This is a genomic window from Arthrobacter sp. Y3223151, from assembly GCF_059091125.1.
In genome coordinates this window covers 1-14,666 of the sequence record NZ_JBNHGI010000015.1, presented here as the reverse complement: position 1 = coordinate 14,666, position 14,666 = coordinate 1, and the positions used below count along the sequence as shown (strand labels likewise).

Here is a 14,666-nt window from a genome sequence, read left to right as displayed (position 1 = left end):
GTTCCGACGACGAAGGAGTACCCCGTGCCCAGAGAAAGTGGCCGAAAGGTAGTGGCCACCAATCGAAAGGCCCGGCACGACTACCACATCATGGATACCTACGAGGCCGGCCTGGTCTTGATGGGGACCGAGGTGAAGTCTCTGCGCGAGGGCCGTGCTTCGCTGGTGGACGGCTTCGCCATCTTCTACAACGATGAGCTGTACCTGGAATCCGTCTACATTCCGGAGTACCTCAACGGCAGCTGGACCAACCATGCCGCCCGGCGCCGGCGGAAGCTCTTGCTGCACCGGGCCGAGCTGGAGAAGATTTCCCGCCAGACCAGGGAATCGGGCTACACGATTGTTCCGCTGCAGCTGTACTTCAACGACGGCCTGGCCAAAGTGGAGATCGGCGTGGGCCGCGGCAAAAAGGACTACGACAAGCGCCAGACGCTGCGCGAGAAGCAGGACAACCGCGAGGCCCTGCGCGCCATGCGGGAAAAGAACCGCGGCGCCTGAGGCACTGCTTCGCCGCTGCGGCTCCGCCGGGCTGCCGGCCGTGCTGCTTCGCCGCTGCCGCCCCGTCAGGCCGCCGGCCGGAGAGCCCTGCGTGGCATCAGCCCGCTGTTAGGGACCGGCGCACGAAATCCAGCCACCCCGGGAGCCCGCCGCCGGCCAGCGCCTTCCGCTGGCGCTGTGCACCGTTGCCCTCCAGCCGCAGCCGGGCGGCCTGCTCGCGGACCCACCCGCCGTCGCCGTGCTGCTCCAGCGCCTCATCGATATGGCGCAGCAACAGCTCGAGGACATCGTGTGCCGGCCAGAGGGTGGCCGAATCCAGATGCACCAGTTTCTCCGACAACCCGAACCGGGCCGCCTGCCAGAGCGCCACGTCCAAGTGTTCCGGATGGAAGTTGGTGACCGGGCGACCCATGAGGACGGCGGCCTGCTCGGTGGCGACCAGCGCCCGGACCAGCCCGGCCAGCAGCACGCTGTCGGCCGCGGTGAGCTGGCTGTCGGCGGCCCGGACCTCGATGGTGGGGAAGTGGTCGGCCAGCCTGGCCAGCCAGGAAAGGTGCCCGGGATCCGGGACCACCCCGGAGGCGTACAACTGCCGCACCCGGACGCCGTAGTCGTGCAGGTCGGCAAAGAACGGCGGGCAGCCCTGGACCTGCCAGCGGCGGTACATGATGGTGCGCCAGCTGGCGAAGCCGCTGTCAGCGTGCCGCCAATACGGTGAGTTGGCGGCCACCGCCGTGAGCAGCGGGAGCCAGGGGCGGAGCCGGTTAAGAACCTGCAGCCGCACCTCCGGATCCGCCACCTCCACGTGGATGTGCATGCCCGTCACATACTGGTCGGCGATCAGCGCCGGCGCACGCTCGGCGATGCTGCGGTACCTGGGGTTGTCGGTCACGGATGCGGGGCGCAGGTCGGCGTCGAAAATCACGCCGATGCCGGCCGCGGCCGCGCCCGTTTCGGCGGCGCTGCGGGCCAGCTCGTGGCGGAAGTCCAGCAGGGCATCCGCGGCCTCGGACAGCTGGCGGCACACCGGGGTCGAGGTCTCCACCTGGCAGTCGAGCAACTCGTAGCTCACCCATTCCGGGGTGGTTCCCAGGCGCAGGGCGGCCCGCACCGCCGGGCCGGTCGTCACCGGCAAGCCAGTGCGCGGGTCCATCAACAGGAATTCTTCTTCGATGCCGAACGTTGCCGGGGTGGACACCGGCGGCGGCGTGCCTGGGGGTCGGCCCACAACCATGGTTTGAGCGTAAGTCCCGCGACCGCACGCTGGCTATGCCGGGGCGGCGGGAATAGACCGGCGCAAACATGGGTTACACTGGATGGTCCGGGACAGGTAACTGCCCGGCAGCAATGGTTATTTTGATAACTACATACGGGGATGACAGGTTTCGACGATGTTAGTCGCGCCAGGGGAAGCGGGCCGAGGATGCAGAGTTATCTCGGAAACGCTCTCTGCAAACCAATAAGTGCCGAATCTAAGCGCACTGACTTCGCACTCGCTGCCTAAGTAGCGGTGCAAGTCCGTCAGCCCGGGGATGCTCTCGCCCCGGATGCTGGCGTCATTAAGAGAGCCACTGCTGAATACCTTCGCCGTTGGGGCATTCGGGACATTTAGACGGCTGGGCCCGGGTCAACCACCTGTTTGCGGGATGGTTGGGGCCAAGAAAACCCGAAGCAAACTGCGCCCGGAGAAGTCCTGGCAACACAACATCGGACGGGGGTTCAATTCCCCCCATCTCCACTGATTTAGCCCCGGTTTTCCGGGGCTTTTTCTTTGCCCGCGTGGGCGGCACGTGCACGACGACGGCGAACCTCGCCTGGGTAAGGTAAGCACGGCAGGGGAACGGTCCGGCCCGCGTTATCGAAGGCGTGCGGTGGAGAGCGAGTACCTGTTGGCCGTGTTGTACCCGGTCTTGGATCCGGTGACCCGCACCTTGATCGTGTCGAAGCGGTCCGTTGCGGTGAGCCGGTAGGTCTTGCCGGTGGCGCCGCGGATGGCCGTGCCGGAGCGGTACCACTGGTACTTCAGCGTGGTTCCCGCCGTCCAGGTGCCCGGATACCCGGTCAGCGTGTAGCCGGGCCGCAGCGTGCCCTTGATGACCGGTGCGGACGTGCGCAGGGTGCCCTTGGCAATCACGGACGTCTTGGCCGAGGAACGTTTCAGGCTGGTGTAACCGCTCTTGGATCCGGTCACCCGGACGGAGATCTGTTTGCCGGCGTCGGAGCCGGTGAGCACATAGGTGCGGCCAACCGCCCGTGAGATAGCCGTCGTGCCGCGGTACCACTGGTATTTCAGCGTGGTGCCCGAGGTCCATGCCCCGGCACCGGCGGTCAGCCTGTGGCCAACCTTCTTCGTGCCGGTGATCGTCGGGACCGCCCCGGTGAGGGTGCCGTAGGCGATGGGCCCGCTGGAAGCGGAGGTCATCTCCTTGGCGGCATAGCCCGGGGCTGTGCCGGTGACGCGGACGGTCAGGTATTTCCCGGCGTCGGCCGCAGTCAGGACGTAACGGCTGGCGGTAGCCCCTTTGATGTCCGCCCCGGACCGGTACCACTGGTACGTAAAGGTTGTGCCCGCGGTCCAGCTGCCCGGGACAGCGGTCAGTGCGTGGCCGACCTTGAGGGTTCCGGTGATCGCCGGCTTGGAGCTGGCCAGCGATCCTGGGGCGATCTTGGGCGTTTGCTCTGAGGTGTTGCTGCCGACGGCATAGCCCTCCTGTGATCTGCTGCCGATGACGGTAACACTCAGCACGGTGCCTAGATCGGCCGGTCCCGGGCTGTACCTACTGGTTGTGGCGCCACTGATGGGCTGGTCGTTGCGGTTCCATTGGTAGCTCTCCACCGTTCCCTCGGGCCAACCGCTGGTGTCCGCGCCCAGCCGGCGACCGACCCTGGGTTCTCCAGTGATAACCGGGACAAGGCTGAAGTCCAAGGACGACGTGGCGTCGACCAGTCCGGTCCCGCAACCTTCCGGACAAGTGCCCGCAAGGGGACGGGACTTGAGTTTGAGGTGGTTCTCCAGCTGCCTGGGCGTCCAGGCGGGGCGAACGGCGAGGATCAAGGCGGCCACGCCGGCGACGTGCGGTGCGGCCATCGACGTGCCCTGGAGGTAGGAGTAGCCCTCGGCGCCCGGGGTGGTAGCGCCTTGGTTGTATGTGGAGACGACGCCGTTGCCCGCTCCGGTGCTCTCGTCGCCACCGGGGGCGGTTACGTCAATCATGGCTCCGAAGTTTGAATACGGGGCGCGGTTGCCTTCGCGCCCGCTGGCCGCCACCGTGATGACGTTCTCGCAGTTCGCCGGGGTGGACAGGGAGGCATCCTGGTTCTCATTGCCGGCCGCCACCACGACCGCGGAGCCGGCGTTTACGGCATTGTTCACCGCGGACTGGAAGGTGACGGAGCGCACAATGGATGCGCCGAGCGACAGGTTGATGACACGGGCCCGGTTGGCATTGAGCGGGACGCCTGGGACTTTGCCTCCTGCCGACCAGATCACGGCGTCGGCTATATCGGACAGGTACCCGCCGCAAGCTCCGAGCGCGCGGACGGGAAGGATCTTCGCGCCGGGGGCGACGCCGGCCACGCCCTGACCGTTGCCGGCGACGGCGGCGATGGTGCCGGCAACGTGGGTGCCGTGCCAGGAGGAATCGGAGGAGTCGTTGTACCCGCACTCTTTTGCGCCGTACCAGTCGCCTTCATCCCGGGGGTCCGCATCCCGGCCGTCGCCATCGCGGGCAGAGACCGGGTCGGAAATCATGTCGTAGCCGGGCACCACGTTCGCGTTGAGGTCGCTGTGATCGGTGATGCCAGTATCGACGACGGCGACGGTAACGCCATCGCCGCGGCTGACATCCCAGGCGCCCGGCACGCGCATCCCGGCCTTGTCCTCGAAAAGGTCCCACTGCAGACCGTAGTGCTCGTCGTTCGTCGCCGCCGGTTGCATACGCTGATCCGGTTCTGCGAATTCGACGGCCGGGTCCGCCTCGAGCAGGACCACCAGGTCCTCGGCCTCGGAGTCGGTGAGCGCCTTGCCGGTGGTGATCACCCGGGCCCCGGTGGCCATGGCGCGCAGTTCCTTCACACTGACGCCCAGCTCCTTGGCCGTACGCCCGTAGGCTTTCCCCCTACCGGTGGAGCTGTTCCCTTGCTTGTCCTTGAACTTCACGATAAATCGGTCGGTCGGCACGTCCCGGGGGCTGAGGTACTTGGACGGGGCGTGAGGTAGGTCGGACTCATCAGCGGCCGAAGCCGGAAGGGCGGCGAGTGTTCCGCCGAGGACAGCGGCGGCCGTGAATGAGGCCAGTCCGGCGAGGAGGCGGCGGGGCAGGGGCGAAGGCATGGGTGTCATCCTTACGGGCGGGGTCCCGGGGAGTTGGTGCAGGACGGACGGAATGCGACGTTGCGCCCACGCGACCCAGTGTAACGATTATCCTCCGGTGTTACAGCACCTTTTTCCGGCGCCTGAATCGTCTCTCGCCCGCCTGGATCGTCTCTCGCCCGGTCGCCGATAGTCCCTCGCCCGGCCGAGCGTAGTCTGACGGGCGCCCCACAATCTTGTAAAGACCCGAGTCCGGTTTGGGGGCCATTCGGTGACTTTTCGCCCCTTCCGCTTGCAAGCCCGCCGGCTCCGGATGTAACGATTAAGTTGCAACATTCCCAACGATTGGAGCAACACATGTCATCGTTTGCTAAAACCAAGGCACGGCAGCTGGCTGCTGGAGTCTTCGTCGCAGGCGTGGTGACTGCCGGAGGCGCAGGAGCCGCTTCTGCTCACGAAACACAGGATTCGCTCGTGGCCATCACGGCCGAGGACGTAACCATCGTGCCGGCCCCGGTCGAGGAAGCTGAACCGGTCGTCGAGGACGTTCCCGCCGAGGAAACCCCGGCTGAGGAGCCGGCTGCCCCGGCACCGGTCGAGGACGAAGCCCCGGTCGGGGACGAGGGTGAAGAGCCCGTCGAGCCTGTCCCCGGGGAGGAGCCGGTAGAGGAGGTTCCGGTCGAGGAACCGGCTCCGGTGGAGGAGGAGCCTGCACCGGCCCCCATTGAGGAGCCTGTCGTGGAAGAGCCGGCCCCGGCCCCGGTTGAGGAGCCGACCCACGCGTGGAAGGCCGTTAAGGCCGAAACCGACGCCGCGTGGAAGTCGGCGAAGGCCGAGGCTGATGCCGCGTGGAAGTCCGCCAAGGCGGAGGGAAGCGCAGACTGGAAGGCCGTCAAGGCTGAAGGAAAGGCCGACTGGAAGACAGCCAAGGCCGAAGGAAAGGCCGTGTGGAAGGCGGCCAAGGCCGCTGAGAAGGGCGTCGGCGAGGACGAGTAATCCCGCCGGCTCCGCCATCGGGGGCGGCCTCCCTGCGGGGAGGCCGCCCCTCTGCGTGCGGGCAGGAGGGCAAGGCCGGGTCCGGCGCAGGAACCGGTGGCGAATCGGCTTTCTTCTTAACCTCTCGCCCAGCCGGCCCGCCCTCAGGGGTCAGTCGCCGGGAAGCGCCACGTCGACGATTCCGGTGAACTTGGTGCCGATGCCGTCATACTCGCTGCGGACCCATCCAACGGGCAGCTCGGGCAGCTCCCCGGGATCATGGTGCCGGCAGTAGACATAGGTGAATTCGGGCCACCATTTCTTCGGCCGGGCAGACTCGGTAAAGCCGCAAATGAAGCACCGCAGCGGTGTCCAGACAGGCCGCTTGCCCGTCCGGTTGGCGCGCGACTGGGCCAACCAGGCCGGTGGGTTCGCGTCCATCGCGGCGAGTTCCTCTTCGGAGACGCGGGAGGGGATCCCGTGGCGTTTCGCCATCTCCGGTGGGATATCGAGGAACTGGGCTGCTTCGCGTCTGGTAATCATCACCTACCACCATGGACCGGGAGCCCGGCTCCAGCAACTTCGCACCGTGCTCCGGCGCCTACCGCACCGGTCCCGCGCCGCAGTATCGCCGGGTGGCCGTAGGACCGGACTGCGCTCGTTGAGGGCCAAAGCTCCATTCCGTATTCAGGAAGGCCGTACGTGGTTGCTGCTGGAAGGCCTGGGCGGACGCCGCCTGCGCCAGCGTCTGCGTGGCGTGCGCAATGGCGTCGGACATCCCAGCGAGGACGTCCTCGTCCACGTTCTCGACCGTGTCGCAACTGGCGTGGTAGCACGGGTCATACGCTTCGCTTGGCGTGCCGCCATACAACGCAGCTTCCTCCACTGACTTAATGCCGACGTCGCCGGTGAACAGGCCACCGACCGGGATGCCCTGTTCCATGAACGCCGCATAGTCGGACCCACCATCAAACCGCGTGGGCGCAGCAGGCAGCCCCTCGGCCGCAAAGTAATCCAGGAAGACGTCCTCGATTTGTGCTGAACCTTCCGGGCCCGCCTCCCCAAACTCCGAGCCGTCGCCGTCGTACACGAAGTTCGCGGCGTTGGGCGAGGCGACCATGTCAAAGTTCAGGCTGGCTGCATGGTCGGCAATCTCGGCCGATGAAAGCTGTTCCACGTAGTAGTCCGAGCCCAGCAGGCCTTCTTCCTCGCCGCCCCAGAACGCAAACCGTACTCGGTTCACCGGGGTGATTCCCGATTGCGTCAGCCGGACGGCGGCTTCAAGGACGGCCGCAACGCCGCTGCCGTTGTCATTGATGCCTGGGCCCTCTATCACCGAGTCAAGGTGGGCCCCGACGACGACGGTCTGGTCAATTCGCCCTCCGGTATCGGCCAGGATGTTGAAGGTTTCCCCGCTGCTGTCGTCGAGGGAATCCTCAACGGAGAATCTTTGCCGGACAGGATGGTACCCGGCAGCCTTCAGCTGCTCCTCAACGTATGCGGCGGACGCCTCATAGCCGGACGTGCCGGCCGCGCGGTTACCGTCGTTGGCGTCAGCGATCGTCTGCAGGGCCTCCAAATGTGTGATGACGTTTTGGGCGGTGACGGACTCGCGAAGGGCCTTGGTATCGGGACCGCTGCCCAGGTCCAGGGGCGCGGAACCGGAGCAGGCTGCCAGCAGCACGATGGCGGCGAGTTTCGTCGCGGCCGCGCCGACTGCCTGACGGCTATTAGCCCCGCGCGTCATGGCGGATTGCGGTGAGGGGCTTTTGACGCCTACGCGGCACTTGCCGCCAGTGTCATGCTGTGGCAATCCCCGTGCACGCTTCATCAACCGTGCGCCGCGCCGGTTAACCGCCTGGGCCTGGCGGTGTCCGTCGTGTCGCGGGCCGGGTTGCCGGCATAGATGGCGTTCTCCGGCACGTCTTCTCCCTTCATGAGCAACGAGTCGGCCTCGAGTGAGACGCCGTCGCCTACCCTTGCGCCGTAATTGACGAAGGACTCGACGCCGAAGGAACACCGGTTTCCCACCGTGATGTAGTCCGACTTGAACGTACCGTCTTCCATCGAGTGGCCTTGGAGGGCTGTGCCTTCGTTCAAGGCGCAGTCATCGCCGATTGAGACAAGTGTTTTCTCGGGGATGTTGCAGCCGGCGTCGTAAAGACGCTTGCCCACCTTGACGCCGAGCATCCTCCAGACGATTGATTTGAAGGGCGTTCCGTTAAAGGGTGGGGTGGCGAGCATCTTCCACAGACGTTCGTGGTGCCAGAAGTACGGGTCGTAGATCGAGCAGTACTGCGGCTTCAGCCTGCGGAAGCCCATCACCAGGCGCTCGACGAGGACGGTCAGCAGGACGAGGTATATAACGAAGCCCAACGTTCCAAGGGCTACCGCCAACGCGCCGAATTCATCGTAGATTGTTGCGGAGGCTGCGGCGATGAGTGTTCCGGAGAAGAACAGGAACCAGCGCACACCGAGGAAGATTCCCATGGACCCGATATTGTGGCGGTTCTTGGCCGGCAGGCGCCGGTTCTTCGCCTCTTCGATCTTCAGTTCATCGAACCGGCCGTCCCGCTGAACGGAGCGCGGAATCTCGAACGGCGGGGATCCCAGCAAGCCGGTATTCTCCCGGACCGGGCCGTCGATCGGGATCATGACCTTGGTTGCCAACAAAACGTTCTCGCCAACCCGGGCCTCGAGGGGGAAGGTGAGGTCGTTTCCCAGGAAGTTGCGGCCCGCGATCCTGACACGGGACAGCCGGAACGAGGTGCTCGAGTAATCGGCATTCATCATGTTCAGGCCGTCGGAGACCATGGTCCCGTATCCGATGGTATTCAGGTAGGGCGAATCGTGAGACACCTCGGGGCCGAAGTTCGACCCTGTCTGCTCCACCTTCTTGCCGAGGTCGTAGCCCAGTGCCTTTAGGTAGTGCACGATGTACGAGCTGTCGCCGAAAACATCCTTGTACAGCTTGACGTTCGTCATCCCGGCAACCATCCGCTGGAGCGTGAAATGCACGCCGTACAGCGGGTAGACCTTGTCCGGCTTGAGGGCGAGGTTCAGGAGCCGGGGGATGGTCAGGACCGCGATGAGGCCGCCGAAGAAGGAGGCAAGGAACAAAGTCAGGGTGATGAGCAGGGTGTCGAGGTAGAAGAACGGATTATTCATGTTCAGGTGTTCGCTGTCCAGGTAGGGCGGCAGCAGCGCTGACAGGCCGATGAGTCCGACCGGCGCGACCAGGACCAGCCGGTTGAAAAGCTGCAACAGCGTGAAAACGACCCTGCGGCGGGTGCTGCAGCGTACCGGCGGAACCCTGAGGTAGTTCGTTTCCGTCGGGACCGCGGGGGAGCCGTGCCAGTGCTGACCGTCCGGTATCGCCTGGCCCGTCTGCAGCGAGGACGCATGGCCCAGCTGAGCGCCGTCGCCCATGGCCGTGTCGATGTCCAGCGTCGTCTTTTGCGACACCAGGACATCGCGGCCCAGCGTTACCGTGCCCGTTTCGATGACGCCGCTGCGGGCGCGATAGGCGAGGAAGAATGAATTCTTGTGGATGACCGTGCCGTCGCCGATGCTGACCAGATCGGTGCACACGGGCACCATGCGGGAGAAAATGGCGACGCCCTTGCCGATCTTTGCCCCGAGCGCCCGGAGGTAGAGAACGTAAAGGGGCGAGCCGACGAACAAGACGAGGGGATTGCTCCGGTTGAGCGTTTTGACGACCCAGAACCGGATGTAGGCCCAGCCCCACAGGGGGATGTCCTGACGCTTCCAGCGGCCTACCAGGATCCATTTCAGGACAATCGGAGTGATGGACAGTAGCAGGAACATGGCGGCGCCGAGTCCGACGGATCGCAGCCACATGTCGATCAGGCTGGTTCCTTCGGAAACCCAAACGAACGACATGACGAGCAAAGAGGCAGCGTAGGTCGTGTAGCCCAGGAAGAACATCAGCTGCGCCACGCCGCACAAGATGTGCCGGAGCGCGCTGGGCGACGGCCGCAGGGCCGGCTCCGTCTCGTCGGCCCCGGTTCCTGACAGCTCGGCCGCGGCCTGCGCAGCCGAGAGGACGACGGCGAGCCTGCGGACGGTCGGATGCTGGTAGATGTCCTGCATGGCCACCGGCGGCAGCGCGGCCCGGCGCCGGACGGCGGCCGAAAAACCGGCCATGAGCAGCGAATTGGCGCCGAGATCGTTGAAAAAGTGTGCCGTGGCGGAGACTTTCTCCACCCCCAGAACCCCCGCGAGGCAACCGGCCAGTATTTCCTCCGCCTCCGTTACCGGTGCGCTGTACTCGTGAGTGCCGCCGGTGAGCCGGGGTTTGCTGGGCTGCGGCAGCTTCTTCCGGTCGGCCTTGCCGCTGGGCATGACGGGGATTTCGGTGCAGCGTTCGAGGTAGGCCGGGACCATGTAGCCGGGCAGGGTCTCGCTCAGTTTTTCGGCGATGCTTGCCTCGTCGACCGCCGCGGTGTCCTGGCGCAGCGTGTAGTAGGCGACCAGCTCCACGAGTCCGGGGGCTGGCTCGTAGGTGCTCACTACCGCTTGGGCGATGCCGGGCACCTGCAGCAGGACGGACTCGATTTCGGTAAGTTCGATGCGGTAACCGCGGACTTTGACCTGCGTATCGATCCGGCCGTGGTACTCGATGGTTCCACTCTCGGTGAACCGCCCCAGGTCGCCCGAGCGGTAGATCCGGCCCGAGGGATTGTTATCGATGCCAAGGAAGTCATGCATGAAGGCCCGCTCGGTCAGGTCGTCACGGTTGATGTATCCGCGGGCCAGCCCGATCCCGGCGATCCCGATTTCGCCCAGTTCCCCCGGCGGCAGCGCTCGCGGTTCGTCCGGATCAAGGATCACCACCGAGTACGTGGGCAGGGGAGCGCCCAGGGTCACCGGTTTGTCCGGATGGACCGCGTCCCAGGTCGCAGTGACGGTTGCCTCCGTTGGACCGTAGACGTTCAGGAACCTGCGGCCGGGACGGTGCCACCGGGTAATGAGGTCACGCGGACAGGCCTCGCCGGAGACCAATAGGAACCGCAGGTCGGGCAGGTCCTCGTCGAGGGTGGCCAGCAGCGTTGGAACGCAGCACATGGCGCTCACCCGCTGGTCCCGCAGGAACTGGCCCAGTTCCATGCCAAGCAGGCTGACGCCGCCGGGCTTGGGCACCAGGGTTGCACCAACCATCCACGGGACCCAGATCTCCTCCACCGAAAAGTCGAAGGCGATCGTCATCCCTTGGTAGACGCGGTCCGTCGGCTGATAGCCGTAGGCTTCGGCTGCCACGAGCACGAAGTTGCAAATGCTGGGATGGTCGATGGCCACACCCTTGGGGCGGCCTGTCGAGCCGGAGGTGTAGATGATGTAGGCCAGATCGCCCGGGGTCCCCGCCTGTTCTCCCCGGGGCAGGCGCGAGGAATCCTGCACGGCCACCAGCGGGTCCTCCTCGTCGAGGCAGAGGATGGTCGCACCCGTTGGGGGCATCCGGTCACGAAGGTGGGACAGCGACAGGACAAGCCTCACGCCGGCATCCTCGACAATGTAGGCGAGACGGTCGGAGGGGTAGCCGGCGTCGAGCGGGACATATGCGGCACCGGCCTTCAATACCGCCAGGATGGCCGTGTAGGACCGGGTTGGCTGGTCAAAGAGCAGCGCGATCCGGTCGCCCGCCCGCGTGCCGCGCGAGATCAGGTACCGCGCAAGCTGGTTCGCCCGGGCGTCGAGTTGATCGTAGGTCAGCGACGACCCGACGCCGTCGACGGCGAGCCGTCCCCCCTCGCCGTCGCGTCGCAGTTCGTTGCAGCGGTCCTCGAAGAGCCGTTCCAGCCTGTCCCCGTCGTGCCAACGTACCCTTCCATTGCCGGGGGCGCCGGTGAGGATGGTGCTGGCAGCCCCGGCGGGGCCGGAGGATTTCGGCCGGTGGCCTGTCTCGGTCAGGCGCCGCCGGGCCCTGCGCCCTGCCGGAGCGCTCATGCCGCTTCCCGCTGTCCCGGTGGCCGGACAACCTGTACCAGGAAAGCGCAGGCGGCGTGCGTCTCCCGGGCGGGCGCGGGGAAGTGCGCATGTGCCGCCATGGCAGTCCTCCTCGCCTCGGGAGCCGACAATGGGGTTGGGCAGTAGTGTCGATTAAGGTGCCGACGACGGGCCCTTATCAAATTGGACGACGTCCGGTGTTACGCGTGCGTTACCGGGCGGACCACCGCCGACGAGGGGCCACGGCATCGGCCGGAACGGGTCTGAGGGATCGGTTCCCATCCGCGGCCGAAGCCCGCCCGCGCCCGGTCCGCCGTCACCGCGGCGTTATCACGTGACGGCCATCAGATCAGTTTCCGGATGCATGCTTTCTCCGCGTTGACAACGTTGCACACGGTGGGAAGCTGGAATCGGGGAGAAGCGGGGCAGTGGCTCGGGGGCCGTTTATGCCCTTGGGGGAGGGCACGGAAATGACGGCGACAGAACGCCTGTGGGAGGTCCGACTCTTGGGCGGATGGCAGATCCGCCAGGGAAAAATTCCCGTCAGGGTCACCATCCGGCAGCAGCGCCTGATTGCCGCCCTGGCCCTTCATGGCGGCGAGCCACGCGCGTTTCTGGCCGGCCTGCTGTGGCCGGACAGTTCGGAGAGGCAGGCAGCGGGCAGCCTGCGGGAGGCGATCTGGATGATTTCCCACCAGCTGCCTGGACTGCTGGAAGAGAGCAGGGATCCGCTGGCACTCGCGCCGGACGTCAGCGTGGACGTCCACGAAGTCCGCCGGCGACTGGCCGCCCTCGACGGGGGCCGCGGAGTCCGCCAGCGGCCGGCCATGCTCGACCTGCTGCGCACGGCCGAACTGCTGCCCGGATGGTATGAGGATTGGGTCATGGCCGAGCAGGAACGGTGGAGGCAGCTGAGGCTGAAGGCCCTGGAACGCCTCGCCAGCCAGTATCTGGAGCGCGGCGAGATCGACCGGGCTACGGACGCAGCGGGAATCGCCATCGCCCTTGAGCCGCTGCGCGAAAGCGCGCAGCGGCTGTTGCTTCAGGCGCAGATAGCCGAGGGCAACCATGCCCAGGCGCTGCGGGCGTTCGAGGCCTTCAGGTCCCGGCTCCGCAAGGAATATGGGGTGGAGCCTTCGGCCAAGATCATGAACCTCATGGCACCCCTGCTCGCGCCGCCGGCTGCGGGCGGCAGGTCGGGGCCGGAAAGCCCGCCGCCCGTCTGAGGACCAGTGCGCCTGAGGTCCAGTGCGCCCCGGGCTACGGCTCCGCGGTCAGGGACGAGGCATACAGGTCCATCAGCGCCGGCAGCCCGCCGGATTCCATGGCCCTGCGCTGCCGGTCGGCGCCGGTGCCCGTTGCGAAGAGCCGTTCGATGCTGGCATCCACCCACGCCGAGTCGCCCTCTTCCTCGAGGGCGGGCCGAATGTAGCGCAGCAGCATGCCCACCACATCCCGTGCCGGCAGCAGCACGCCCGACTCCGGATCCACCAACCGGTCGGACAGGCCCTGCCGCCCGGCCTGCCAGACGGCGGCGTCCAGAAGCTCCGGCTCGGGCTGCAAGAAGGACCGGGAGGAAGCCTCATCGGTCAGCACCGTGGAGATCAGTCCGCGAACAACCGCCGCGATCAGCACGGAGTCCTGGGCCTCGAGCTGCACGTCGGCGGCACGGACTTCCAGCGTGGGGTAGCGGTCGGACAGCCGTGCCAGCCACGTGATGACGCCCCGGTCGATGACCACGCCGGAGTCGACCAGGCGCTGGATCCGGCGCTCGTAGTCGGCCGCGTCGCGGAAAACCGGCGCGCAGCCCTGGATGGGCCAGCGGCGGTAGTGGACGATCCGCCAGCTGCCGAACCCGCTGTCCCGGTCCAGCCAGTAGGGTGAGTTGGCGCCCAGCGCCACCACTGCCGGCAGCCACGGCCTGATCCGGTTCAAGGCCTGCACTCCGGCCTCCTTGTCGGGGACGGACACATGCACGTGCTGGCCGTTGACGAACTGGTCGGCCACGATGCCCTTCGCGCTGGCCTTGAGCTGGTGGTAGCGCTCCTTGTCCGTGACCTCGGGGTAGTCGTCCTGGATCCGCGGGGCCGTGCCGGTGGCCGCTGCGCGCACGCCGGTCTTCCGGGCGGCGGCATCGAGCTCGCGGCGGAAGTTGAGCAGTGACTCCTCGGCCTCGGTGAGCGTGGAGCAGACCGCGGTGGCAGTTTCAATCTGGCAAGTGAGCAACTCGCGCTGGATCTCATCCCTGGCTACTTGCACCGAGCCTTCCAGGTTTTCGGCGACCGTGTCCGCCACCGGGGCGGGTAAGCCGGTGGCCGGATCCAGCAGCAGGTATTCTTCCTCAATTCCCAGAGTTGCCATGGGGCACCTTTCTTCTGCGGACGCTCGGACAAGCCGAGCCTAACCGATCGGCAGGCGGTTATGCTCGCGGCCGGGGCCGCCCCCGGCCCGCCGGGACGCCGTCAGGGCAGGCGTCCGGATGCTTCAGGACGGCGCCGCGGCGAGGGCGGCCGCCCCGAGTCCGAGCGCGGCGGCGCCGGTGCCCAGCAGCAGGTTGGCGGCAAGATTGACGACGGCGGCGCGTGTGCGGCGCTCTGCCCACAGCTTAACCGTGGCGACGGTGAAGGAACTGAAAGTTGTCAGGCCGCCGGCCAGGCCGCTGGCCAGCGCCAGTCGCCAAGGCTCGGCCAGGCGCCACGTTTCCGCCGGGCCCGGCTCCTGGCCCACCACGCCGCCGGCGACGAGCCCGAGGATGAACGACCCGGTGACATTGACCAGCAGGGTGGCCCAGGGCCAGTGCTGCTCCGGCCTCCGGCGGGCAGCCTGCCGGCGGGCGAGCCAGGTGTCGGCGGCGAAGCGCAGCAGGGCTCCGGCGGCGCCGAACAGCCCGACGAGCAGCGCCGTCACGCGGCGG

The 14,666-nt window shown here is 66.7% G+C and carries 10 protein-coding genes and 1 other RNA gene; 4 read left to right on the top strand and 7 right to left on the bottom strand.

Annotated elements, in window-relative coordinates:
- Positions 1 to 24 precede the first annotated feature (24 nt).
- Entirely contained in the window at positions 25 to 498 is a 474-nt protein-coding gene (gene smpB / locus AC5RUP_RS15610; protein WP_493979070.1) for an SsrA-binding protein SmpB, read from the top strand.
- Positions 499 to 595: 97 nt separating this feature from the next.
- Here the strand turns inward: smpB and AC5RUP_RS15605 are convergent, their stop codons facing one another.
- Positions 596 to 1,732 carry a carboxylate-amine ligase gene (locus AC5RUP_RS15605; protein WP_494158731.1) on the bottom strand — a complete coding sequence of 379 codons (1,137 nt, stop codon included), beginning with the start codon at positions 1,730 to 1,732 and terminating at the stop codon, positions 596 to 598.
- A 137-nt stretch (positions 1,733 to 1,869) separates the two neighbouring features.
- Between AC5RUP_RS15605 and ssrA the strand changes: the two genes are divergently transcribed.
- Positions 1,870 to 2,239: a transfer-messenger RNA gene (ssrA, locus tag AC5RUP_RS15600) on the top strand.
- A 114-nt stretch (positions 2,240 to 2,353) separates the two neighbouring features.
- On the opposite strand, the gene AC5RUP_RS15595 is transcribed toward ssrA, so the two are convergent.
- On the bottom strand, positions 2,354 to 4,831 hold the full coding sequence (locus AC5RUP_RS15595; protein ID WP_494153664.1) for a S8 family serine peptidase: 2,478 nt from the start codon (positions 4,829 to 4,831) through the stop codon (positions 2,354 to 2,356).
- Positions 4,832 to 5,167: 336 nt separating this feature from the next.
- Between AC5RUP_RS15595 and AC5RUP_RS15590 the strand changes: the two genes are divergently transcribed.
- On the top strand, positions 5,168 to 5,806 hold the full coding sequence (locus AC5RUP_RS15590) for a hypothetical protein (protein ID WP_494148813.1): 639 nt from the start codon (positions 5,168 to 5,170) through the stop codon (positions 5,804 to 5,806).
- A 150-nt stretch (positions 5,807 to 5,956) separates the two neighbouring features.
- On the opposite strand, the gene AC5RUP_RS15585 is transcribed toward AC5RUP_RS15590, so the two are convergent.
- The 3 genes from AC5RUP_RS15585 to AC5RUP_RS15575 form a co-directional block, all read right to left on the bottom strand.
- Entirely contained in the window at positions 5,957 to 6,328 is a 372-nt protein-coding gene (locus tag AC5RUP_RS15585) for a hypothetical protein (protein WP_494153665.1), read from the bottom strand.
- A gap of 58 nt (positions 6,329 to 6,386) precedes the next feature.
- Entirely contained in the window at positions 6,387 to 7,532 is a 1,146-nt protein-coding gene (locus AC5RUP_RS15580) for a M28 family metallopeptidase (RefSeq protein WP_494153666.1), read from the bottom strand.
- An 83-nt stretch (positions 7,533 to 7,615) separates the two neighbouring features.
- Positions 7,616 to 11,752, bottom strand: a complete 4,137-nt coding sequence (locus AC5RUP_RS15575) for a Pls/PosA family non-ribosomal peptide synthetase (RefSeq protein ID WP_494153667.1) — start codon at positions 11,750 to 11,752, stop codon at positions 7,616 to 7,618.
- 470 nt (positions 11,753 to 12,222) lie between these two features.
- Here AC5RUP_RS15575 and AC5RUP_RS15570 point away from each other — a divergent pair, with 470 nt between their 5' ends.
- On the top strand, positions 12,223 to 12,978 hold the full coding sequence (locus AC5RUP_RS15570; RefSeq protein ID WP_494153668.1) for an AfsR/SARP family transcriptional regulator: 756 nt from the start codon (positions 12,223 to 12,225) through the stop codon (positions 12,976 to 12,978).
- Positions 12,979 to 13,012: 34 nt separating this feature from the next.
- Here AC5RUP_RS15570 and AC5RUP_RS15565 read toward each other — a convergent pair whose 3' ends face one another.
- Both AC5RUP_RS15565 and AC5RUP_RS15560 read right to left on the bottom strand, forming a co-directional pair.
- Entirely contained in the window at positions 13,013 to 14,113 is a 1,101-nt protein-coding gene (locus AC5RUP_RS15565) for a carboxylate-amine ligase (protein WP_494067222.1), read from the bottom strand.
- A 123-nt stretch (positions 14,114 to 14,236) separates the two neighbouring features.
- Entirely contained in the window at positions 14,237 to 14,659 is a 423-nt protein-coding gene (locus AC5RUP_RS15560; RefSeq protein ID WP_494158744.1) for a fluoride efflux transporter FluC, read from the bottom strand.
- Between the last annotated feature and the right edge of the window lie 7 nt (positions 14,660 to 14,666).